Annotated in this window: 20 protein-coding genes and 1 pseudogene; 10 read left to right on the forward strand and 11 right to left on the reverse strand. The window is 61.4% G+C overall.

The annotated features are described in order from the left end of the window. The 5 genes from ACM14_RS14750 to azu form a co-directional block, all read left to right on the forward strand. A partial coding sequence (locus tag ACM14_RS14750; protein WP_139093433.1) for a TonB-dependent siderophore receptor occupies positions 1–850 on the forward strand: 850 nt, incomplete at its 5' end. Positions 851–864: 14 nt separating this feature from the next. Then, a complete protein-coding gene (locus tag ACM14_RS14755) occupies positions 865–2,076 on the forward strand; it encodes an ABC transporter substrate-binding protein (RefSeq protein WP_065346542.1) in 1,212 nt (403 codons plus the stop codon). After that, a complete protein-coding gene (locus ACM14_RS14760; protein WP_084027381.1) occupies positions 2,073–3,161 on the forward strand; it encodes an iron ABC transporter permease in 1,089 nt (362 codons plus the stop codon). The genes ACM14_RS14755 and ACM14_RS14760 overlap by 4 nt, the downstream gene beginning before the upstream one ends. Beyond that, positions 3,158–4,024, forward strand: coding sequence for an ABC transporter ATP-binding protein (locus ACM14_RS14765; RefSeq protein ID WP_139093434.1), 867 nt, complete (start codon positions 3,158–3,160; stop codon positions 4,022–4,024). The genes ACM14_RS14760 and ACM14_RS14765 overlap by 4 nt, the downstream gene beginning before the upstream one ends. A 46-nt stretch (positions 4,025–4,070) precedes the next feature. Continuing rightward, on the forward strand, positions 4,071–4,562 hold the full coding sequence (azu, locus tag ACM14_RS14770; protein ID WP_065346543.1) for an azurin: 492 nt from the start codon (positions 4,071–4,073) through the stop codon (positions 4,560–4,562). 42 nt (positions 4,563–4,604) lie between these two features. Here azu and ACM14_RS14775 read toward each other — a convergent pair whose 3' ends face one another. The 7 genes from ACM14_RS14775 to ACM14_RS14805 all read right to left on the reverse strand — a co-directional run bounded on the left by ACM14_RS14775 (position 4,605) and on the right by ACM14_RS14805 (position 12,663). Next, on the reverse strand, positions 4,605–5,042 hold the full coding sequence (locus ACM14_RS14775) for an OsmC family protein (protein WP_065346544.1): 438 nt from the start codon (positions 5,040–5,042) through the stop codon (positions 4,605–4,607). A gap of 245 nt (positions 5,043–5,287) precedes the next feature. Continuing rightward, positions 5,288–5,590 carry a type II toxin-antitoxin system RelE/ParE family toxin gene (locus ACM14_RS14780; protein WP_065346545.1) on the reverse strand — a complete coding sequence of 101 codons (303 nt, stop codon included), beginning with the start codon at positions 5,588–5,590 and terminating at the stop codon, positions 5,288–5,290. After that, positions 5,580–5,843, reverse strand: coding sequence for a plasmid stabilization protein (locus ACM14_RS14785; RefSeq protein WP_034367074.1), 264 nt, complete (start codon positions 5,841–5,843; stop codon positions 5,580–5,582). Before ACM14_RS14785 ends, ACM14_RS14780 begins: the two co-directional genes overlap by 11 nt. Before the next feature lie 243 nt (positions 5,844–6,086). Further along, positions 6,087–7,490 (reverse strand): MFS transporter, encoded by a 1,404-nt coding sequence (locus ACM14_RS14790; protein WP_175403274.1) that lies wholly within the window; start codon positions 7,488–7,490, stop codon positions 6,087–6,089. Between the two features lie 120 nt (positions 7,491–7,610). Beyond that, the gene (locus tag ACM14_RS14795; RefSeq protein WP_065346547.1) at positions 7,611–8,909 is read right to left on the reverse strand and encodes a hypothetical protein; all 1,299 of its coding nucleotides are present in this window, start codon (positions 8,907–8,909) and stop codon (positions 7,611–7,613) included. Next, positions 8,906–11,359 carry a hypothetical protein gene (locus ACM14_RS14800; protein ID WP_065346548.1) on the reverse strand — a complete coding sequence of 818 codons (2,454 nt, stop codon included), beginning with the start codon at positions 11,357–11,359 and terminating at the stop codon, positions 8,906–8,908. Before ACM14_RS14800 ends, ACM14_RS14795 begins: the two co-directional genes overlap by 4 nt. A gap of 65 nt (positions 11,360–11,424) precedes the next feature. Beyond that, entirely contained in the window at positions 11,425–12,663 is a 1,239-nt protein-coding gene (locus ACM14_RS14805) for an alpha-xenorhabdolysin family binary toxin subunit A (RefSeq protein WP_034367069.1), read from the reverse strand. A gap of 386 nt (positions 12,664–13,049) precedes the next feature. Between ACM14_RS14805 and ACM14_RS14810 the strand changes: the two genes are divergently transcribed. From ACM14_RS14810 to ACM14_RS31600, 3 genes and pseudogenes are all read left to right on the forward strand, one after another. Next, positions 13,050–13,583: a restriction endonuclease gene (locus ACM14_RS14810; RefSeq protein WP_254662061.1), complete on the forward strand. Its 534-nt coding sequence runs from the start codon at positions 13,050–13,052 to the stop codon at positions 13,581–13,583. Between the two features lie 210 nt (positions 13,584–13,793). Continuing rightward, a pseudogene (locus ACM14_RS32730) lies at positions 13,794–13,868 on the forward strand (SEC-C metal-binding domain-containing protein); the annotation flags it as partial. Positions 13,869–15,291: 1,423 nt separating this feature from the next. Beyond that, positions 15,292–16,497: a hypothetical protein gene (locus ACM14_RS31600; protein ID WP_139093436.1), complete on the forward strand. Its 1,206-nt coding sequence runs from the start codon at positions 15,292–15,294 to the stop codon at positions 16,495–16,497. A 210-nt stretch (positions 16,498–16,707) separates the two neighbouring features. Here ACM14_RS31600 and ACM14_RS14815 read toward each other — a convergent pair whose 3' ends face one another. After that, the gene (locus tag ACM14_RS14815; protein ID WP_065346549.1) at positions 16,708–16,929 is read right to left on the reverse strand and encodes a hypothetical protein; all 222 of its coding nucleotides are present in this window, start codon (positions 16,927–16,929) and stop codon (positions 16,708–16,710) included. A 285-nt stretch (positions 16,930–17,214) separates the two neighbouring features. Beyond that, the gene (locus tag ACM14_RS14820; RefSeq protein ID WP_065346550.1) at positions 17,215–17,613 is read right to left on the reverse strand and encodes a YkvA family protein; all 399 of its coding nucleotides are present in this window, start codon (positions 17,611–17,613) and stop codon (positions 17,215–17,217) included. Between the two features lie 586 nt (positions 17,614–18,199). On the opposite strand from ACM14_RS14820, the gene ACM14_RS14825 reads away from it, so the two are divergent. Beyond that, a complete protein-coding gene (locus tag ACM14_RS14825; RefSeq protein WP_065346587.1) occupies positions 18,200–19,165 on the forward strand; it encodes a hypothetical protein in 966 nt (321 codons plus the stop codon). Further along, positions 19,147–19,659, forward strand: coding sequence for a hypothetical protein (locus ACM14_RS30715; protein ID WP_084027383.1), 513 nt, complete (start codon positions 19,147–19,149; stop codon positions 19,657–19,659). The genes ACM14_RS14825 and ACM14_RS30715 overlap by 19 nt, the downstream gene beginning before the upstream one ends. 172 nt (positions 19,660–19,831) lie before the next feature. On the opposite strand, the gene ACM14_RS32070 is transcribed toward ACM14_RS30715, so the two are convergent. Both ACM14_RS32070 and ACM14_RS14830 read right to left on the reverse strand, forming a co-directional pair. Beyond that, complete coding sequence (locus tag ACM14_RS32070; protein ID WP_175403275.1) at positions 19,832–20,140, reverse strand: hypothetical protein; 309 nt, start codon at positions 20,138–20,140, stop codon at positions 19,832–19,834. 229 nt (positions 20,141–20,369) lie between these two features. After that, positions 20,370–21,812, reverse strand: coding sequence for an iron-containing redox enzyme family protein (locus ACM14_RS14830; RefSeq protein WP_065346551.1), 1,443 nt, complete (start codon positions 21,810–21,812; stop codon positions 20,370–20,372). Between the last annotated feature and the right edge of the window lie 33 nt (positions 21,813–21,845).

Below are 21,845 nucleotides of genomic sequence, written 5' to 3' on the forward strand. Positions count from 1 at the left end.
CTCAGAAGGACAGGTCCAGGCCAGCCGCACGGACGGCGCGCTCAGCGGCCGCCTGGGCCTGGTCTACAAGCCGGCCAGCGAGGGCTCCATCTATGTCTCCTACAGCCGCGCGGCCCAGCCCTCGGCCATGGGCGTGACCACGAACAACGGCGTCTACGGCACGGCCGCCCAGCTGGCCTATGCGCCGGCCCTGTCACGAACCTGGGAGGCAGGCAGCAAGTGGGACGTGCTGGGCGGGCGCCTGTCGCTGACCGGCGCCGTGTTCCGCACCGAGCTGAGCGAATCGTGGGAGTACAGCCCCGACAGCGTCTCGCCCGTGCGCGCCCTGCCCGCCAAGCGGGTGCAGGGTTTCGAGCTGGGCGCCCAGGGCGAGATCACGTCGCGCTGGTCGGTGTACGCCGGCCTGTCCCACTTGAAGAGCCGCCTCACCAAGGGCGCAAACGAAGGTGCCGAGGCCAGGAACGTGCCCGACTGGAGCGGCAGCGTCTGGACCTCCTTCCTGGTCACGCCCGCCGTCACCCTGAGCTGGGGCGCGCAGTACGTGGGCGAGCGCCGCTATACGGACAACGTCATGGTGGGCGGCCAGAACAATACGTCGAGCACGGTCAACGGCCCCAACGGCGTGCACCCCATCTATGTGGCCGACCACGAAAAAGCGCCCAGCTACTTCGTGCAGAACCTGGCGCTGAGCTGGCGCATCAACCGCCAGCTCACGGCCCGCTTCAACATCAACAACCTCACCAACCGCTTCTACTGGAGCCGCATCGGCGCCTCGCTGGACGGCTTCCAGCTCTACGGCGTGCCGGGCGCGGGCCGCACCTACACGGCGGGCCTGGACCTGTCCTTCTGAGCCGGGGCCATACCATGACATCCATCCAACGTCTCCCCACACGCCGCGCCCTGCTGGCCCTGGCCGCAGCCTGCGCCGCCGCCCTGCTGTCCGCCTCCGCGCTTGCGGCCTCGCCTGCCGGCACCGCTGCCAATGCACCGGCCACCACCGTGGTCGACATCGTCGGCCGCACGGTCGAAATCCCCGCCAAGGTGGAGCGCATCCTGCTGGGCGAGGGCCGCTTCCTCTACGCCCTGGCCCTGATCGAGGGTGACCAGCCGCTGGCCCGCATCGCCGGCTGGCAGGGCGAGCTGCCCTTCGCCGACCCCAACGGCTATGCCGACTACCGGCGCCGCTTCCCGGCCATAGACCGCATCCCGGTCATCGGCCGCACCTCGGAAGACAGCGTCAGCGCCGAGCAATCGGTCTCCACCCGGCCCGACATCGCCATCTTCGGCCTGGGCGGACATGGGCCGGGGCGCCAGAGCGGCCTGGTCAACGATCTCAAGAAGGCCGGCGTGCCCGTGGTCTTCATCGACTTTCGCGCCCAGCCCGTGCGCAACACCCTGGCCAGCATGCGCATCCTGGGCAAGGCCGTGCACCGCGAGGAACAGGCCGAGGCCTATGCGCGCTTCTACGAGCAGCACCTGCAGCAGGTGCGCCAGCGCGTGGAGGGCATTCCCACCAGCCAGCGCCCGCGCGTCTTCGCCGAGCTGCTGGCCGGCGTCTGGGACGGCTGCTGCCACACCGTGGGCAAGGGCAACATGGGCGAATTCATCGAGGCGGCGGGCGGCATCAACGTCGCGGCCGGCAAGGTGCCCGGCGCCATAGGCGACATGCACCAGGAAGCCCTGATCGCCGCCGACCCCGAGGTCTACATCGCCACCGGCAGCCGCCCGCAGAGCAACCGCCTCATGCTCAAGGCCGGCAGCGGCGTGGCACCGGCCGACCTCTCGGCCAGCCTGCAGGCGCTGACCGCGCGCCCCGGTTTCGAGGTGCTGGGCGCCGTTCGCCAGGGCCGCGCCCACGGCCTGTGGCACAACTTCTACGACGCGCCCACCAACATCCTGGCCATCGAGGCCATGGCCAAGTGGTTCTACCCAGAGCGCTTTGGCGACATCGATGCCCAGGCCACACTGGACGAGATCAACCGCCGCTTCCTGCCCGCCCTGCCCATGCACGGCGCCTTCTGGGGCGATGCACCTGCCAAGGCAGCGGCCACAGCGGCCAGCGGAGCCGCGCGATGAACATGGCCGCCGACCTGCCCGTGGAGCTCGCCAGCCCGGCCGCCAGCGCCACGCCGCTGGCCAGGGGCTACCGGCGCCTGACCGCCCTGCGCGTGCTGGTGCTGGCCCTGCTGGCTGCGGCCATCGTGGGCGCGCTGCTGCTGGACTTCACCACCGGCCCCTCCGGGCTGGCGCTGAACCAGTTGATCGCCACCCTGGGCCATGCCGACCAGGCGCCGCCTGCGCTGCGCGTCATCGTCTGGGACATTCGCCTGCCCTACGCCTTGATGGCCGTGGCCGTGGGCCTGTCCCTGGGCCTGGCCGGCGCCGAGATGCAGACCGTGCTGGCCAACCCGCTGGCCAGCCCGTTCACGCTGGGCCTGTCCTCGGCCGCCGCCTTCGGCGCGGCCCTGGCCATCGTGCTGGACTGGAGCCTGCCCGGCGTGCCCACGGCCTGGGCCGTGCCTGCCAACGCCTTCCTGTTCGCCATGGCCTCGGCCCTGCTGCTGGACCTGGTGGCGCGCTGGGGCGGCATGAGCGCATCGGGCGTGGTGCTGTTCGGCATTGCACTGGTGTTCAGCTTCAACGCCCTGGTTTCGCTGCTGCAGTTCGTGGCCACGGCCGAGGCTCTGCAGGGCCTGGTCTTCTGGACCATGGGCAGCCTCTCGCGCGCCACCTGGCCCAAGGTGGCCGGGCTGGCCGCCGCGCTGGCACTGGTGCTGCCGTTCTCGCTGCTCAACGCCTGGCGCCTCACCGCCTTGCGCCTGGGCGAGGACCGTGCCGCCAGCTTTGGCGTGGACGTGCGCCGACTGCGCCTGGGCGCCCTGCTGCGCATCAGCCTGCTGGCCGCGCTGTCCGTGGCCTTTGTGGGCAGCATCGGCTTCATCGGCCTGGTGGCACCGCACATCGCGCGCCGCATGGTGGGGGATGACCACCGCTTCTACCTGCCCGCCGCCGCCCTCATCGGCGCGCTGGTGCTGTCGCTGGCCTCGGTGGCGTCCAAGACGCTGATCCCGGGCGTGATCATCCCGGTGGGCATCGTCACCTCGCTGGTGGGCATTCCCTTCTTTCTGGCCATCGTGTTGCGCACGCGGGGGCGGACATGAACACCACCCTGAACACCTCCCTGAATACTCCGCACTTCGCACCCACCTACCTGCCACCTCTCACGCAAGATGGTCTGCAGATCGAGGGTCTCAGCGTCGCCTACGGGCGCCGACGCGTCATCGAATCGCTGGACATCGCCCCGCTGCGCGCCGGCACGCTCACCGTGGTGCTGGGGCCCAACGGCAGCGGCAAATCCACCCTGCTGCGTGCCCTGGCCGGCCTGGTGCCCGCCCAGGGCAGCATCACGCTGGAAGGCCAGGAGCTGCAGCACGCCAGCCTGGCCGAGCGCGCGCGCCGCATCGTCTACCTGCCCCAGGCCCTGCCGGCCGCCGTGCACCTGCGCGTCATCGAATCACTGCTGGCCGCGCGCAAGGCCTCGCCACACGCCACGCGCCCGCAGCAGGCCGGCTCCCCGGATGCGGTCACCCAGGCTGCCGCCCTGCTTGAGCACCTGGGCATCGCCCACCTGGCCATGCGCCATCTGGATGAGCTGTCTGGCGGCCAGTCCCAGCTTGCAGGCCTGGCCCAGGCCCTGATCCGCGAACCGCGCGTGCTGCTGCTGGACGAACCCCTGTCCGCCCTGGACCTCAACCACCAGTTCCACGTCATGCAGCTGGTGCGCGAGCAAACGCGCCGCCACGGCATGACCACCCTGGTCGTCCTGCACGACCTGGGTGCCGCCCTGCGCCACGCCGACCGCGTCATCGTGCTCAAGCAAGGCCAGCTGCTGGCCGACGGCCCGCCCGCCCAGGCCGTCACCCCCGCCCTGCTGGCCCGCGTCTACGGCGTGCAGGCCCGGGTGGAGCCCTGCTCCCAGGGTCTGCCCCAGGTCATCGTGGACGGGCTGACGGCTGCGGCCTGAGCCCGGTCCCCGATTCCAGATCCATCCGCTTTTTTGGAGATTCCGAATGCATACCCGCATCACCGCAGCCGCTGCCTTGCTGGCCGCCTTCTGCCTGAACGCCCAGGCCCAGCATGCCCACGCCACGCCCGCATCCAGCGTGGCCCATCCCGCCTGCGAAACCACCATTGAAGGCCAGCCCGGCAAACGCTTCAGCCTGGCCGAAATCCGCGTCAGCGCGCGCTGCGAGAACTTCACTGTCCACCTGGTCCACACCGGCAGGAAGCCCTGGCAGGAAGCCGGCCACAACTGGGTGCTGGCCCGCAGCGCCGACATCGACGCCGTGATCGCCGACGGCCTGCGCGCCGGTCCAGACCGGGCCTGGGTGGACCACGCCGACGCACGCGTCATCGCCGCCACGCAAATGCTGTCGGGCGGCGAGCATGCCTCGGTCACCTTCCCCGTGGCGCGCCTGCAAAAGGGCGAGAGCTATACCTACTTTTGCTCGTATCCCTCGCATGCACTGCCCATGCGGGGAAGGCTGGTACTGGAGGATTGAGGCCGCGTCACCGCGCGGCAAAGGCCCAAAGGGCCTGCGCGTTCAATGCAGCAGCGTGGCCACCAGGGTCACCTCGGGCACGCCTGCCAGCGCCTTGGACAGCGGGCACTGGGACTTGGCCTCCTGGGCGATTTTCTGGAACTGCGCATCGTCGATGCCGGGCACCTTGGCCTGCAGCGTGAGCGCGATGCGGTCGATCTTGAAGCCCTCGCCATCCTTGGCAAGCCGGACCTTGGCCGTGGTGTCCAGCATCTCGGTGGCGATGCCCGCCTTCTCGCAGGCAAAGGCAAAGGCCATCGTGAAACACGCCGCATATGCGGCGCCCACGATCTCCTCGGGATTCGTTCCCTTGCGGTCATCCCCGAAGCGGCTGCCGAACCCGTAGGGATGGTCCTTGAGCGCGCCGGTCTCCGTGCTGATGCGGCCCTGGCCGGTCTTGCCTGCACCTTCCCAATGGACGGAAGCGGTTTTCTCGGACATGTGTTTCTCCTGTGCGTTGATTGGACAAGCCGCCATCACAGCACAGGCGCCACGGGGCAAGGCGTGGTCCCGGGGCGCGCCAGCCCCTGCGCGCACGTCCTACAGAGACAGAATCGACGACCCTGTCCCGGGCCATTCCTCCCTATTCGACACGAACAAGGCCATCTTCAAATTGCGGTGAACAGACGGGACGGACGAATGCGGCATCAAGTCGGCCGGGTGCATTGCCGACCCCGTTCGGTCGATCAGCACTTCCTCAGCCGAGGTTGCTGGCGTTGCCCAACTACGGCGAGGATATTGACAGTTTGCGCCTGGTCATCCACTTCATACAAAAGGTTCTGACCGGCAACACTGATGCGGCGGACACCATCGCCATAGCGCGGGTCAGCTTCATACAAGCGCGGAAACTCTGCAAGGCGGTCTGTGGAGCGCAGCACTTGCTCCGTGACGTTCTCCGCGTCCCACAGCGAAGCATGCTCGAGCAAATATTCAAAAAGCGCCCGCATATCCTCAATTGCAGGCGGACGCCAGTCGACCCTATGCGCCACCACGCAACTCCTCGGCACGATCCCGCAGGAGTTGCCGCACCTGATCCGTACTCATCCCGGTCTGTTTGTCCGAACGGGCGGCTGCCACCTTCGCGCGCACCCAATCGTCATATTCCGCCTGGGCCAGTTCCTCATCCGCCAGGCGCTGGAGCAGCTCCATCTTGTCGGAGCCACTGGTGGGGAGGATACGTGGCAGGTTCTCCGCAAGTTCACGCAGAAAATTGGCGTTCTCATAGTGCGTAGTGGTGGTCATAGCCGCTCTCCAGACGTTGCAGGCCGCACTGCCAGCGCAACAGACGGCTGTTACGCGGATGGACCTGACGGATGATGATAGCCCACGGTTTGTCGCTCTTTCTGCCGCTCCATCGCGTGAGCAATCGGCACCCCGTCCGCGCAGCGGTGCCTGCGCCAAACCCGAGCCCAGGCCCCGCCCACCCCATGGCACTACAAAGACTGCGGATACCCCCTCCTGCGGCTGGATCAGCCTCCTGCCTCCTCACCCCACAAACACCTGCCGCGTATCCGTTCGCCCCACGATCACCGCCGCCAGCACCGCCGCCCCGGCCGCAACCCCAAAATTCGCCAGATAGGCCGCCTGGGCCGAAGTCTCCAGCAAGGCCGCGAACAGCGATCCGCCAATGGCCAGGGTGGCCGCCACGGCAATGGCCTCGCACAGCTGCAGGGCCGAGCTGTTGGCACCCTGCTCGCCGGGCGCGGACATGGACAGCGTGAGCACCGACAGGCTTGCCGACAGCAGGCCCATGCCCAGCCCCGACACGATCCAGCCCACCACCGCCACCCACACGGGCACGGCCGGCCAGGCCACCGATGCCGTCAGCAGCACGCCCGCCAGCACCGCGCTGGTGCCCACGCGCAGGAAGCGGTGACGGCTCCAGCCGTTGCGGCTGTGTCCCTGGTACCAGGAAGCGGAGCACCAGCCCAGCGCACCCGCGCTCAGCACCAGCCCCGCCATGGGCGCTGACAGCCCGTGCTCGCGCGCCAGCACCAGCGGCAGAAACGCCTCGGCCCCGAAGAACGCTGCAAACACCAGACCGCGCAAGGCGATCACGCTGGGCAGCCCGCGCCCGGCGCGCAGCGTGCCGGCCGGCAAGAGCTTCCAGGTGCAGACCAGCGACAAGGCCGCGGCCACCGCCACCGCCCCCAAGGCGCCCGCCGATTGCCTCTGCCCGCCCACATACAGAAGGCAGATGCCCGTGGCCGCGCCCAGGGCCCACAGCCCGCGCCGCACACCGCCCTGCATGCCCTGGCCATGGCCGCCCAGGCCCTGGAGCGCCGGGCGCAGCATCGCCCCGGCCGGCAAGGCCAGCAGGGGCACGCCCAGGAACACCCAGCGCCAGCCCAGGTGCTCCACCACCAGGCCGCTCAACGCCGGCCCCACCAGCGCGGGCACCACCCAGGCCGTGGCAAACGCCGCAAAAATGCGCCGCCGCAGTGCCTCGGGATACCGCCGGCCCACCAGCACGTACAGCGCCACCGACATGCCACCGGCCCCCAGCCCCTGAACCAGCCTCCCCGCCAGAAACACCGGCATGGAAGGCGCAAAGCCCGCCAGCAGCAACCCCGCCACAAAACACGCCATGCCAGACCACAGCGGCGCCGCCGGCCCGCGCGCGTCGCACCAGCCGCCGGCCACCGTCATGCCCACCACGCTGGTAGCCAGGGTCACGCCAAACGCAACCGCATACAGCGGCACCCCATCGAGCGCGCGGGCCACCGCTGGCATGGCGGTGGCCACGGCCAGGGCCTCAAAGGCAATCAAGGCCACCAGCGAGACGATGCCGATCGTCGTCAGGCGGTAGGGGGAGGACAGGATGGACCAGCTCTCGGCGGTCGTCGGCCGGACCTGATCGTCCAGCGTGAGGGAATCTTGATGGGGCATGAATGCTTCTTGGTTGCAGGGTCTGCGCCGGCCATGGCGCAGTGCCATGGCGACGAGAAGCCTGGAGCATGCAACCTCAAGTGCGGTTGAGATCAAGGGGGTCCTGCCCCCAAGCGCCTCTTACCGATCAATCACACGCCAATACTGGCCAGAGGAGCGGCTGGTGGCCGGCAGCATGACGGCAATGCCATTGTCATTGGCCGTATCCAGCACGACGGCATCCGACAGGAAGCGGTTGTAGAGATGGAACTGGCCCGGCAGGTCGCTGGGCGCACAGCGCCATTGCTGGCCGCTGAAGCGTGGCGAGTCTCCCGCCGACGCCGTCATCTTCAGTTCAAGATGCGGTTTCCCCGCCACGCTGGTGACATCGAGCGCCATGGTGCCCGGTCCGAACGCCGCATTCTGGACCAGCCAGTAGCCCTTGCCGGTGCGCAGGAACCTCCATCTGTCGGCGCCCACAATCATGGCCGGGAAGGAAATCTGCCATGGCTTGACGTTGTACAGCCCCGGGGGCGACACAAGGCCCGTGCCCTGCAGCAGCGCTACCGCGTTGCGCCTTTCGCTCCAATACAGGTTCTGCAGCCCGACCCATTGGCGGTCCTTGAGCATGGGGCATTGGTCGTACAGGTAGTCGCCCGTCTCGTAGCGCCGAAAATCCGCATCGCTGAGCCGCTGGGCCGAGAGCGCGTGCGCCTCGGCGGAGATCCGCGCCAGTTCCCGCATGGCGGCCGTCATGGCGATCAAGGGCGCAGACGAGCCGCGCACCGGCCTCACCGGCAAGATGCGGCGAGCATTTGCAAGGTCGGAGGCCACGGCCCGCCAGCGCAACGCCAGGGTGCTGAATTCCGTTGCCATCGCCTGCGGCGCGGGCCCAAGGCGGACCACCGCGTTTGCCGGTGGCGGCTGCCTGGCATGGTGCGCGGCGGCCACGCGAAGCAGCGAGGCATGACTTTCCAGCTGCGCCACGACGGGTGCAGCCGCCGCAATGGCCGTATCCATCTCCGTCTCGACGGCTGCGACACCCGCATTCCACCGGGCCTCGTCCAGCGGTGCGTCGGGGGCCAGCGAAACGGCATCCAGCTGGTCGCACAGCTGCTGCAAACGCCCCACGGCCTGCCCCAGCTTTTGCACCGTATCGGCCAGCCCGTCGATACGAGCACGCAGCGTGCCCCAAGCGGCCGATGCCGCCTTCAGCGCAGGGAACGACTGCATGCTCTCCAGATTCCTTACCAGCGTCATGCGGCCGCTGGCATCGTCCAGATCAAGCCCGGTCAGGAACGAGAACTCGGCGATATCGGTCCATACCTGCCGTGCGACTGGCTCACGCGCGGGCTCGGCTTCGACGCGGCAGCTCGCTGCCATGGCGCCACCGCAGCACAGCGCCGTGGCAGCGGCGGGCAGCCACAGAAGCCGGGTCATCTGGCGGCAGTGCCGGCCATCAACAGGCGCAGGGCCCGAGGCGCTGCCGGCATCTGTCGGGGCTCCAGCACTTCGATCAGCCACGTCGTGAACGGCGTCGGGCAGACATCTCCCAGATGCTGCGAGAACTCGATCTGGTCGCCGGCGTAGGTGAAGTTGATCTTCAGGGGCGAGCAGAAAAGCCTCTCGTCCCCGTTGCCCGTGCTGTCGTGAAAGTCGCTTCCGGTCACCATGTCGATATTGATGCGCTGGGCCGAGGCATCGGCAAACTCCAGCCAGGCCTGCACCGACGAAAGGCGGATGCGGTGGTAGCTGGCCAGTGCCGGATGGCTGGTGGCAATGGACAGGCTGATGGGCTGCCCATGCGCCAGCTGCTGCAGCAGCGCGGCATCAGTGACCCGCAATTCCCGCCGCAAATCCCCCTTGGTCCTCGCATTGGCCGCCTGCGCGCTGGCGTGGTCTGCCAGCAAGGTGGCGTGTGCATCTGCCATGGCAGCGGCCGTACCTGGCATCGACAGACGGTGGCCGGGCTGCTTGCCGGTCTCGTAGGCCTGTGCGGCGCGGACACCGAAGCAGTCCACGAAGAAGCCGCGGCGCGCACTTTCTGCCCTGAGGGTGATTTCGCCCTGCAGCCGCGCGCTGCGCTCCAGCTCTGTCAGCGCCTGCTGCTCCAGCGCCTGCAGGCGCCTGCGCTTGCCGATCACCGCAACGTACTCCAGCTTGAGCGTGGCAAGCTCACGGGCAATGGCATTCTTGGATGCGCTTTGCTCAGCCAGCAGGCGGCCATAGACGGCCACCTTTTGCACCTGTGTCTTGAGGGTATTGGCAGCGTTGCGCACGGCCGCCTCGGTGCCTTCCGTGGCAAGCACCAGATCCAGCCGGTTGACTGCATCGTTCTCCAGCACCGTCCAGGCGGCCTTGGCTTCATTGGCATCCGGCATGAGCGCAAGTGCACGCATGGTGTCGCCCAGCTCCCGGGAAATCCCCTCGACATCCAGCCCGCCCAGCGGCCCACGGATCACCGGCAGCACCGCATTCAATGCGCCCTTGGCGGGATCCACCAGATTCTTGAGCGTGCTGGAGTTGTGCCTGGCCCATTGCAGCGGAATGGCAAACGACTGGCCCAGGGCCTTCAGCGCCTTGAGCGGGCCGTCTATGCTGCCGCCGAGCGTCTTGGCCTGCCCGTACAAATCCTTCAGGCCGAGCACGCCTTTCTGACCGGTCTCGGTCAACGCCTTCGGGTCGGGCGGCACGCCCACGCACAGGGCGGCCACACTGCCCGCGACTGCGATGACGCCAAAGGCGATTTCCAGGCTCATCTTCACGGTGCGCACGATCTGGGCAACGTCGCTTTCAAGCTTGAGCCGCATGGCGGAAAGTTCCGCTTCAAGCTCCTCCTGGCGCACCGTGCGTGCGGCGCGGTCAAGGGCCTCGATCTGCTGAATCAGCCGCTGCTCCAGCTCGGTGCAACGTGCCTCCAGCGTCTTGAGGTCCAATGTGTCCCGGTCTGCAAACGCCTGCGCGACGCTGCCCACGGCACCTGCCAGCTCGCCGCTGGCGCGCAGGCTGCGCAGGTGGGCCTCCATGGCCGCCATCACCTCCTGCCGGGCCTTGGCCAGCGACAGATAGCTGCCGGCGCTCAGATCAGGAATCGGCCTGGCCAGCCCGTCAACGTCCATGACCGGCAGCAGACGCTGCAGCGAACCCGCCGCCTGGATCAACTCGCCAAACCCGGACTCGACCCCTGACCAGCGCGTGATCCAGCCCAGCGCCTCATGGCACAACGCCAGCTCGGCCGCGCTGTGGTCGCTATGGCCGGGCCTGCCCGCCATGCCGGCGCTCAGGGCAAACAGCGCGGCCAGCACCCTGTGCATCGGCTCGCCATGCTCCAGCAGGCCGGGCGGCACGGGGGTGTGCTTCACCACAGCCCGGTTGTCCTGCCACAGGAAATTGCTGAACTGCGGCCGCGCCACCGTGTCCCAGGCCCCCTCCAGCGCATAAGGGGTGTCGCGCGTGGGGCCGCCGTACAGCGTGAACCGGCCCTCCACGGTTTCCACGAAAATGCGCACCCTGCTGAGCTCGTTGTCCGCGTCATGCAGCATCCTCAGAACCGTCGTACCTTCGGAAACAATGCGGCGGGCAACCACCGTCAGCCGCCGCACCGCACCGTCAAGCCGCCTGTCGAACCCCTCGGGCACCACCACGGTATCGGCATGGATGTCCAGCGCCTGCAGGCCAGCCGCGTCGGCCTCGTCCAGCGACACCTTCAGGTCCACCACCAGATCGGCCACGATGCCGAAGGGATTGAAGCTGCCGTCCGGCGCGCGGCCACCGCTGCATACCAGCGGCCCTGGCGGCACCAGGCCCTCGGCACGGTAGCGATCGATCAGGGTCCGCAATTCAATGGGAGTCATCGCGGAAGTGAGCGCGGGAGTCATTGCTGAAGTCATGGCGGGTGGTTCCAGGTAAGGCACTGCACCTGTGCAGCGGTGGGACAAAGGCCGGAGCAGACCGCTCAGGCTGCCTTCTTGCTGGCAAGCTCCACCAGTTGGTCCACGCTCTGCGCCTTCTTCGGCGTGCCGCCAAAACGGCGGAAATGGTCTGCCTGTCCGGCGACACGCGCCCAGCCCTTCTTGGCCGTTCCCAGCACCACCGTCAGGCTGAACCAGTTTTCCCCTTGCAGGGACTTGCGGCCGGTGGTGCTCAAGACCTTGTGTATGTTGCCCAGATCGGCAGAAATCGCACGCCATGCCTCGCCCAGCGTCTTGAGCTTGGGACCCAGGTCTTCAATGCTCTTGCTGATGCTGTCGAAGCGATCATTGCTTCGGTTGTAGTAGCCGATGAAGCGCTCGTTCGTGGCCATCGTGGCCTGGATGGTTCTCACCTCATCCACCTTCTCGGCAATCTTCCTGCGCGTGACCGCAAGGTCCGCACCCACACCGATATCCACCCCCGCCAGAATCAGCGGCCCGAAAAGCGGAATCGCCAGATAGGCCGGAGACGTGGACAGCACGATGACCTCATCCTTTTCCTTGCGGCGCAGGGCCTTCAAGTCGTTCTCCAGCTTCTCCACGGCGGCCTTCAGCTTCTGGTTGGCAGCACCCTCGGCGCCCAGAGTGGTCGTGAACTTCTGCTTTTGTCCATTGAACGCGGTCTTGCAGGCATTCAGGCGCATCAGTATTCCGTTGCCGTTGTCAAGAATGGAGTTCTGCAGCGCGAAGGCACGCACCGATCGCGCATTGGCGTCTTCAATCAACTGCTCCAGCGCGCTGCTGAAATTGCGCTTGATCTGCTCCGACCGCCCGCTGGGCGTATCGCTTTCCCAAACCTTGACCAGTGCCTTCCATTTCGCTTCCACCGCCGGCTCCGCCGATGGGGTAGGCGCTCCCTCCAGATCGAAACGGTCCACCAGCTCGATCAACCGCTCATAGGTGGTTGCCGCCACATCGTTGTACTGAACGATATCGTCGGCCAGCGTCAGCATCTTGTCCTGCACATCGGCCTTGAACTTCTGGCCGACACCCTTGAGCGTGACGAACAGCTCCACCGCTTCGGAAAACTCCGGCCTGAAAGCATCCTGCTTCTGCATGCCCAGCATGGCGCGCATCAGCTCCGTGGTGGTCGGGTTGTCGGTGACTGCAGACTCGAAGAACGTCGTCAGCCCGATCCAGTCCTCTGAACTGAGAACGGAAATTCCCTTGTAGATATCGGCAGACGGTGTGAATGCATTCGTTGAATTTGCAGAGTCGGACATGGCGAAGGCTCCTGATGGTGAAAGGCCGGATTCGGCCTCGAATCGGTGTGCAAACAAGCGGCGGCGTTGAAGAAATGACCGCACCGCAGTCATCGCCCGCCCCCCTTTTTGCGCTCCAGTCGACCGGATGCTAGGTAGCCACCGTGGCCCTGTATGTCCCCCAAACAAGTGACACAAATTCATACAGCACTGGGGATAAGGACAGCAGCCGGACTGCTCTCTCACACTCCAAGGAGCCTGTCCCCTGCGCGACCCATGGCAATGAGCACGATCAATCCATTGCCCCAAATGACAAGACAAGGAATTTTGCAGACCAGGCATACACCACCTGCTATGCAATCAATAGCGCATTGCACGCATTCATCGCCAGCCAGAAGACATCGTGAATGTCAATTTCTCTTGATTTCACCGCACCCATTGGCACAGGAATTCGCCTCACCCATAAATGTTGCAAAATGTTCGGCAATTTGAACGATGGAGGAGCGGGAGTGGCAAGAAAACGAAAGACCAGCACGGCAGAAGACCTCATGGATCTGATCGCCATGCTGCCCTGGTGGGCCGGCATTGCATTGGCACTCACCAGCTACATGGTGCTGCACTCCATTGCCGTCCGCCCCTTGCCTGCAGCACAAAGCCCGCAGCAAATAGGCCAATTGGCCACCACGGCCATATGGCAGGGCCTGGCTATCGGGGGCCAATACATCCTGCCCCTCATCTGCCTGGCCGGCGCGGCCATTTCCGCCGTGCGCCAACGCCGCCGCAGGCAGTTGTTCGAAACCACCTCGTCCAGCTCCAGCGCGGATGCGTTGCAAAACATGCCATGGCGGGAGTTTGAAACGCTGGTGGGTGAGGGATTTCGGAGGCGCGGCTACGGCGTCAAAGAAACCGGTGGTGGCGGGCCTGATGGTACGTGGACCTGATCCTCTGGAAGGATGGTGAAAAGATACTGATCAGCTAAAAATGGCCGAGGATCTCAAGCTCACACCACTTCTCCAAGCAGTCAAGGGTTTAGCGCTAGCGAATCACAATTTCACTGTTCAGATATGCACTCGACTCTGAGAAATTGTTGTAAAGTTCTGAATATTTAATTAGATATTTTCTAAGACAACATTAATATGTTTGATGCAGCCCGTAAATCAAAAGAGCCAGGTCGCAATGATCCGTGCCCCTGTGGGTCAAATAAAAAGTACAAGAAATGTCATGGAGGCATTGAAGTAATTCCAATTACACACCCCTCTCAATTGGACGTGCAACTGAAGAACTACGATCCGAAGAAGACTTGCCTAGCCCCCTTCGGCTGTTTGAAAGATTGCAAAGGACAGGTTATCGCTTCCCACACAGTTTCCCGTTCGGGGAGTCTCGGGGCGATCGCACGCAATAGTCACGTCTATTCGTACATTCCGAGCATTAAATCTCTTGATGCCGCACGGGGAAGGCTAGTTCCCAAATTGCTGGGATGGCGGACTGCATCGACATTTCCTGGGTTCTGCGCACATCATGACAAGCACGTCTTCGCCGCGCTAGAAGATGTGGAATTTACCGGAAGTCAACAACAATGCTTTCTTCTCAGCTACCGAGCGATTGCATGGGAGTACTTCACTAAATTGCGGGCAGTGAGCCGTGGGCCTCTACACGCTGCTATGGTTGCACAAATGCCTGAGTCGATAAGGGCGTTTATAGCGAAACAAAGCTATGCAAATGATTTAGGTCTCAAAGACATAACTCAGCATAAGACTACTTACGATGCTGCTCTCGAAAAAGAAAAATGGACTGAGTGCCACGGGCTATTGATTGAATTCAATGGAAGGTTCCCAATTCAATGCGCGGCGGCTTGGGCTCCTCTTGAAGACATAAATGGTACTAAGATTCAAAATCTTGACTTCTCGCCACGTGTGCCGCAGACAGCCGCGTTATTGTCATTTGCTGCGAACGAAAAAAGTTACTTTCTCCTTTCATGGCTTGACTACAGCGCAAAAGTAACTGAGCAACTGGCGAATTCGATCAGGACATTGCCGACCTCTGATATTTCGGGAGCGGTAGCTGCTCTTTTGCTGCTAACCTCTGAAAACTGTCACTTCTCTCCTGATTGGTATGATGGGCTCTCAAATGAGGGGAAAGAGTGGGTGCACGATTTGTGGCATCCTGCAGTCGGACCCAAACCTTCTGCCGTCGGCGCGGCTGGATCAATTTATGTACAGGGCATTTCAGTCGCTGCACTTCAGTGGTTTTAGAAATGAGCCGTCAACCTAGTACCAAATCAAATGTATTTAACTTGGGAAGAATGGTCTGCAATATCGCAAATACTGGTATATCTAGGAATATCTTGTCGCGATGAAAACTCTTTGGCAGTTAGTAGTATGTGAATTCAGCCTGAAGCCATCGTTCGGCGATGCACTGCGGCCCGTCCGTTTCTGACCGCCAACAGCTCCTCGCAGCGGGCTGCCACCGACCCTAAGAAGTCTTTCTGATTTAGATCTAAAGGCGGCCCCTCGATAGAGGGTTTATACTTTTTTGCAACAATACCAATTGCGGCTAGTGCCTAAAGAGGCTTCAGTGCCTTAAATTTACCAATTCATACAAGACCACATTGCTTTGCTGCGCGGTTAAATTCCAACACTTTTCCATAAAATGACTCTCGCTAATCATGTACAAAAACGTCTAGAAGCACTTGGACTATCTTGTGCGGTTGTAGATGACGAAGTACACGTAACACGTGATCCTCGACCCGTCAAGATCAAATTCGACGATGAATGGCGTGAAGCATTTCATCGCTATCAACGTGCCCGCAGTCTTTCCTTTGATGCGGAAACTCGAACCTTACAACACAACAACTCAGTGGAAGTCATGGCTGCGCGTCTGGCGCCTGTTTCAATACTCTCGCCAGACCAATACACGCTTACGGACCGGCTGGGCAATACTGTGATTATTGGCATATCAAGTCAAACATTTGCCTTGGCGTTTTTTGACTCTCCCGCTTACGAGGAATTTTTCAACTCACGCATCAAGAAGCGCCTCTTAGTAAATGAAATATTCGTTCGACGCCCTTCACATATTCTGTGGATGCCCACTACAGCCGTCTACACAATCAAAGCACGTAAAACGCCGACCGACCTAAAGGTGCGTGCGCAATCGGCATTCCGAGCCAGCCTTTTTAAAATTGCTGTCGAACAGGATGACTGTCTTTCGCTCTGGAAACCCCGCAAACCGCGCCTGAAGCATCGATATCCAATTGCAACCGGAGAAGATAATTCCATTCCGCATGCTATTTACGATGAGAATGTTATTAGCTACTACAAGGTTGCAAAGGCCAGCCCATTTCCCAGTCAAAGCTATCTAGCCTACTACCACGTACTTGAATACTATTTTCTACGGGTATCGGAACTCTTGCTGCATGACCGATTGACTGCGATTCTCAATAATCCCGGTTTTCATGTAACCCGAGAGTCCCTCGACAAAGTTATCTCCACTGTTCGTGGCCAAGATTCACGGTCTGACGAAACGGAAATGCTGCGAAACGTCCTTGAGCGCTTCGTTGAAGAGGTAGACCTTATTGACTTTATTCAAAAATTTGAGACTTTGGCTGGCGAGAAGGTCTACACTAAACAACGCAAGATATTTGGCGAACAACTTCACGTATCGCCTCAAAAGGGCCATGCGCTATCCAATTCAGCAAAACTTCTTAAACACATCCGAAATGCAATCGTTCACTCCAGCGATCGATATAGTCGAGAGGAGTGTCATATTCCATTGAGCGACTCGGAAGGGCTTATTGAGGAATTTGTTCCGTTGGTGAGGTTTTTTGCTGAGCGTGTCATCTATGGAACCTCCACGTGAGAGATTTTCTCTCCTCAATCCCACGCACCGTTTAGTCTCATATTGAATGCAACAGTTGTTTAACCGTTTCCTGTTGATTTTTTGCACTGCATTGGGCCGATAGCAGTCCTCAACAGACGCTCTCTCCACATGCTCCAACCCCCGCTAGCAGCCCCAAACCACCTAGAAAGGCCACGCATATCATGCGTGGCCTCCCAGCGCAGCACCCAGTCAATCCATCCCCCGCACCACCCCGCGCTCACTCAATCCCCCCATCACCCCCTCAAGTGCCTCTTCCTGCGCCTGAATAAATGCAAGCAATTGACCAGGAGTCACCGGCTCCAAGGCATGCCCCGGGTAGGCGCCAATGATCAAACTGGAAATCAGACCCAACTGATCCTGCACGCGCCGCAGGCTGTTGTACTCCGGCTCGGAAAGTTGAAAGTACAGCATGGCAACTCCTCAATGAGCGCGCTTGGCGGCTGAAACAAAGGAATGCTCATGCGCCAGAAGCACGGAGCCATGCAATGGATGGGGAGAGGGTTCGGGCATTGATACGCCCGCAAGGAAAGCAGCCATAAGGCCTCCTGTGAGTACGTCCAACTGCTTTCGGGAGTGTGGCGTGACCGCCTGTGAAGGTGTGTTCAGCACCTGGGCGAGATGATACAGCGCTCAGGCGCAGCTCCCGCATCCTTGTATTGCCCGCCCGCCGCAGCTCAGCCCGGCGAAGCGCCGCGCTCAAAGACCCCAGCGCCCTCGGAACGCAAGGAAGGCCCCCACGCAAACGCATGGCCAGACGCATACCATCAGGGCGACTCCAGCACGGCTTCGGGGCTTGCAGCCTTGGGTCTGCATCCAGGCCTCGGCCTGCTGGCGGCTGTCGGCCAACACGGCCGGGGGAAGCAGCCGCACGGTGAGCCAGATCAGCGCGGGCAGCAACAGGACGTCATCCACATAGCCCAGCACGGGGATGAAGTCAGGGATCAGGTCGATGGGGCTCAGGGCGTAGGCGACTACGAAGGCGCCCAGGGCCTTGGCATACCAGGGCGTCTGCGGGCTCTTGCAGGCAAACCACAGGGTGACGCCATCGCGCTTGATGCGTCGTGCCCAGGCCTTCAATTTTTCACCGGCTGTCATGGATATACGAGATTGTGACCGGGCTGGATGATGGCGGCTGGCCGTTGCGGTTGGGGCTGTGCTGCCGCGCTCGCTCGGCACCCGAGGATATGGACCGCCAGCCCGCTGCGCACAGTTTCCTTATACCGGGTCTTCATGACCGCATCGCCACGGTGCCGTGCCTGTGGCCGCAAAGGCCCGCAGCACGGCGGTGCCGGCTGGCCTGCGCCCACTGGGGCAAATGGCTGCACTGACTGGCAAAGCCTTGCCACCGCCCTCTTCCCCATTCCAACTCCATATCGACTGCACTCAAGGCGTGCATCTCGCATATGCATCTAGGAATAATCTGAAAATAATCAGCCACAAGCCTTTCTGCTTGACTTCCAGATACCCAAGAAATCAAATAGCCGGACTCCCACAACGGAATTCCCAGGCCATTGATTGACATTGGCCTTGGGAATGATTGCGAACGCGCAATTCCCACTCCCATACCTTGATCGGACCTGATTTCTCACAGGCCTGATGGGAGGCCTGCGTTTGTGATTTTTCTGGCATTTGGCAAACCACCATTTACTTATTCATTCCATTAACCATTCGCTTGCAGGCCATGGCACCATCCACCGATCTCACCCGCCCGTATATCAGATATGAAAAGGCCTTCAACAGGCAGATCACCCGTGCCATGGACAGCCAGCAGGTGGACGTGGTGGTACTCACGCCGCAAGAGTTCCTAGGCGTCCTGCAAGACAGGTCGCGCAATGACCCACGCCTGGAGGCCAGCCTGCGCGCCATCCTGGCCCAAAGCGCCTTGGGCAAGTATTGGACGCAGACGGCCAGCCCCAATGCCGGCAAACCCTGGACCATCCCCGCCTCCATGCTGGCCAATGACGCCTACCTGTTCACCAGAACGCTGATTGCATTGCGCCTTGCCGGTGCGCGCACCTATGTCAAGGCGACGCCCAAAGGCACCTATATCATCATCACGGGCCGAGCCGGGTTTCGCGGCAATCTGCTGCAGGGCACGCGCTTTCTCACCACCAATCCCCGCATGGTCCAGATGGGTCTGGGTATGCGCGGCCTTCAAGGCGTGGCCAGAGGGGGCTTCATGTTGAGCTTGGTCGTTGGCATCGGCGTGGAGACATTGGACTTCATCTTCAACGACGAGAAAACCATGCATGACCTTGTGGGAGGGATTGGAGTGGAAGCGGTCAAGGCGGGGTTGGCGACGATGGTTGGTATAGGGGCGGGAATTTTTGTCGCAAGCGTAACCACTATTGCTGTTTTTTCTTTAGGTGCCATGGCCTTAATGGTACTTTTTACCGGGATAACTTTAAATGGAATCGATAAAAGTTGGGAAATAAAGAAAAATGTTATTACTTCATTAAAAATTTTGACAAACAGCACACCTTCTGGCATATACCGCGTTAATACTGACGCTCTCGTCACAGAACAGTTGAGTGGCAATCATGAAACAACAGAGATCAAAGAAATACCTCAGAACCATCCTAAAAACTTACCATCTCCTATCAATCGCAAAAATTTATTAGTCTTGAAATGGAAAAAAGAAATTTAACCGAAATCAGAAAATCAATAATATGGAGTATTCCACTTTTTCTGCTGCTTCTAGCAATGTCAATTTGGAGTATTTTCTATTCTCTATGCGAAACCGTAAATGATTTGAATAAACTCGCACCATCAGTAAGAATCACACCATTTGAACCAATTGCGTTGTGTGTGCCAATAATTTCAATCACAGGAATTATCATTGCAATACAAAAAGCAATCCCTTGCATGGAAGACGCCATAAAAATCCCAACGCGTATTTTTTTATCCGCCATAGCCGCAGGAGTTTTTATTATGTTTTTTTGTATTTTTGCAATTACGCCTTTTCAATACTATGCCATGCCAAAACTTGGCTATACCCGCTGCAACATTCTGGAAGATCATCCCACCATATATTTCACGGACTGGGTAAAGAATCCGGATTGGTGCGTGCGCGGCAAAAGCCGGGAATGGGTCAATGAGCAAGCTCGCCTGCCCAATGATTCAGACCATGGATCTCGGTGAAATGTCGTCCAAGGCGTATCCACCTGAGTGGTGGTATGACAAAGGGAAATCAGAGATAGCGCCATCAACCTGAGAGAGTTAAGCAACAGAAGCAAAAGAAGAAAAACAAAGACAAACTCTCGGGAAAGTCCAGCAATCTGCTGGCACCTATTAACCAAAAAAATATGGATATTTAAGTGGAAGAAAATAATCTGACCGAGTTCAGAAAATCTTTAATCCATGGCATTCCTTCCCTTCTATTGGTTTCAGCACTATCAATATGGAGTACAAAATACTCATTTCTAAACACAATAATTGATCTGAAAAATTCCGCTCCATCCGTAAGAATTACACCATCCAGTTTGCTAGTGGCGTATTTCCCAATAATGTCAATCACAGGAATTATTTTTCTTGTACAAAGATCAATTCCTTGCAGATCAAGTATCCTGAAAATCTCAGAGCGCATTTTCACGATTACCACAATCACGGGAGTAGTGATCATGATTACTTGTCTTCTTGTAATAACTCCTTTGCAATACTATGCCATGCCAAAATTAGGCTATACACGCTGCAATATTCTGGAAGACCACCCCACCATTTATTTCACAGACTGGGTAAAGAATCCCGCCTGGTGCGTGCGTGGCAAAAGCCGGGAATGGATCAAAGAGCAAGCCCGTCTTGCCCAATGACCCGATGATTTTTCCCGGGTAGGTAAAAGAGGGTCGAATGGCCTACCGGCCCAGGAACAGGCGGGTGGCGCGCAGGCCCAGGGGCGTCCAGTGCAGGCCCGGTGACATGGCCTGTACCAGCAACTCATGCTGGGCCGCTGGATCGAGCGTGGGGTAGCGCTGCTCGAAGAGCATCAGGTCTGTGTCCAGCTCCTGCGCGCTGCGGCCCGGGTCCGGCCGCGCACCACGGGATGAGCGCAGGCGCTCGGCCACGCGAAAGCTCATGCGCCGCGCCGGTTTGCCGGGCTCGGCCACGGATTCGAAGGATGCGCCATCCGCACTGGCCGGCCCCCGCAGCCAGTCATGAATGACTTGCAGCTCATAGGGGGAGAAAACACCAAACATCTCTGCCCGCTCGCCCTGCAGCAGTTGCCAGAAGCGGCTTTCCTCCGCAGGCCGGTTGCGTTGTATCCAGCGTGCCTGCTCCAGCGCGGCCAAGAAAGCAGGCATGTCCTGCGGACGGGACAGCCAGTCATTGACGCTGCGGCCGGCCACCTTGCAGAAGTCCGAGTGCGCGCCATGCCCGGAAGGCGATTTGCGCGCCAGGATGCGCACCACCTCAGCTTCGATGTCGAAGGACCTGATCACGTCCAGCGTGCTGGTGCCTGTGTCTGCCAGCCGGGCGCCCGCGCGTACGCGGCGCCAGTATTCGCCGCCATCGTCAATGCGCGGCGCGTTCTCCCAGGCGGCAATGCAGGCGCGCCGGGCATGGCCGGTGTCGGCGTTGTCCACGGTGACATGCAGCGTGAAGTAGTAGGGGTCTATTCCCAGTTCATTGAGTTCGTAGGCGGTGATAAGCAGGTGCAGCGGCAATTGCTCATAGCCCAGGTTGAATCCCACGATCTCGGGCAGGAACTGCTGCGCATTCCAGCCCAGCGCCAGCTGTACCAGCCCCTGCCGGTACAGGTGGTCGGGCAGGTCCTCCACGGGGTCAAGGCCATACCTGGCCAGCAGCTCCCGGTAGAGCTTGACGTGGTTCTTGTCGGCCATGCCGTCGCCCAGTTCTTCCACATAGGTGGTGACCAGGTCCGACATGCGTGAGTTGCCCGCGTGCGCGCACAGGCCGTAGAGCCAGGAACCGTCCACCAGCTTGGTAGGTGCCACATTGCGCAGGAAGTACAGGGCATGGGCGCGGTTGCCGAAGTAGCGGCGAGCGGCACCCGCCTTGCGCTCTGCCAGGTAGGCCTGGTACTGGGCGTGCACTTTCTCGACATTGGCACGCATCCAGTCGGTCAGGTGCTCCGGGTTGTCCGGCAGGCCATCGGCATCGGCAGAGGTCTCGGCGATCACGCCGTGCAGGAAGTCCGCAGCAGCCTGGCGCTCCTGTTCGGTGGGCAGATGGTTGGCCAGGCGCTCGTAGAGCGGCACATGCAGGAAAGAAGGCTCAAGCGTGCCTGCGCCAGCGGCCAGCTCGGTACGTGGGGGGTCCAGCAGTTCTGTGTTCATGGTGGGGCTTTGGTCCGTAACGCCTTCAGGATG

The organism is Delftia sp. JD2 (assembly GCF_001682645.1).
In the GTDB taxonomy this organism is placed as follows: domain Bacteria; phylum Pseudomonadota; class Gammaproteobacteria; order Burkholderiales; family Burkholderiaceae_C; genus Comamonas; species Comamonas acidovorans.

Excerpts from the sequence above, each read along its gene's own strand:
- ACM14_RS14765 (WP_139093434.1), top strand. The coding sequence starts at position 3,158 with ATGAACACCACCCTGAACACCTCCCTGAATACTCCGCACTTCGCACCC.
- ACM14_RS14755 (WP_065346542.1), top strand. The coding sequence starts at position 865 with ATGACATCCATCCAACGTCTCCCCACACGCCGCGCCCTGCTGGCCCTG.
- azu (WP_065346543.1), top strand. The coding sequence starts at position 4,071 with ATGCATACCCGCATCACCGCAGCCGCTGCCTTGCTGGCCGCCTTCTGC.
- ACM14_RS14805 (WP_034367069.1), bottom strand. The coding sequence starts at position 12,663 with ATGTCCGACTCTGCAAATTCAACGAATGCATTCACACCGTCTGCCGAT.
- ACM14_RS14825 (WP_065346587.1), top strand. The coding sequence starts at position 18,200 with ATGGCACCATCCACCGATCTCACCCGCCCGTATATCAGATATGAAAAG.
- ACM14_RS14760 (WP_084027381.1), top strand. The coding sequence starts at position 2,073 with ATGAACATGGCCGCCGACCTGCCCGTGGAGCTCGCCAGCCCGGCCGCC.
- ACM14_RS14790 (WP_175403274.1), bottom strand. The coding sequence starts at position 7,490 with ATGCCCCATCAAGATTCCCTCACGCTGGACGATCAGGTCCGGCCGACG.
- ACM14_RS14810 (WP_254662061.1), top strand. The coding sequence starts at position 13,050 with ATGTCAATTTCTCTTGATTTCACCGCACCCATTGGCACAGGAATTCGC.
- ACM14_RS14830 (WP_065346551.1), bottom strand. The coding sequence starts at position 21,812 with ATGAACACAGAACTGCTGGACCCCCCACGTACCGAGCTGGCCGCTGGC.
- ACM14_RS14800 (WP_065346548.1), bottom strand. The coding sequence starts at position 11,359 with ATGACTTCAGCAATGACTCCCGCGCTCACTTCCGCGATGACTCCCATT.
- ACM14_RS14820 (WP_065346550.1), bottom strand. The coding sequence starts at position 17,613 with ATGACAGCCGGTGAAAAATTGAAGGCCTGGGCACGACGCATCAAGCGC.
- ACM14_RS31600 (WP_139093436.1), top strand. The coding sequence starts at position 15,292 with ATGACTCTCGCTAATCATGTACAAAAACGTCTAGAAGCACTTGGACTA.
- ACM14_RS14795 (WP_065346547.1), bottom strand. The coding sequence starts at position 8,909 with ATGACCCGGCTTCTGTGGCTGCCCGCCGCTGCCACGGCGCTGTGCTGC.
- ACM14_RS30715 (WP_084027383.1), top strand. The coding sequence starts at position 19,147 with ATGGAAAAAAGAAATTTAACCGAAATCAGAAAATCAATAATATGGAGT.
- ACM14_RS14775 (WP_065346544.1), bottom strand. The coding sequence starts at position 5,042 with ATGTCCGAGAAAACCGCTTCCGTCCATTGGGAAGGTGCAGGCAAGACC.
- ACM14_RS32070 (WP_175403275.1), bottom strand. The coding sequence starts at position 20,140 with ATGATCACTACTCCCGTGATTGTGGTAATCGTGAAAATGCGCTCTGAG.
- ACM14_RS14815 (WP_065346549.1), bottom strand. The coding sequence starts at position 16,929 with ATGCTGTACTTTCAACTTTCCGAGCCGGAGTACAACAGCCTGCGGCGC.
- ACM14_RS14785 (WP_034367074.1), bottom strand. The coding sequence starts at position 5,843 with ATGACCACCACTACGCACTATGAGAACGCCAATTTTCTGCGTGAACTT.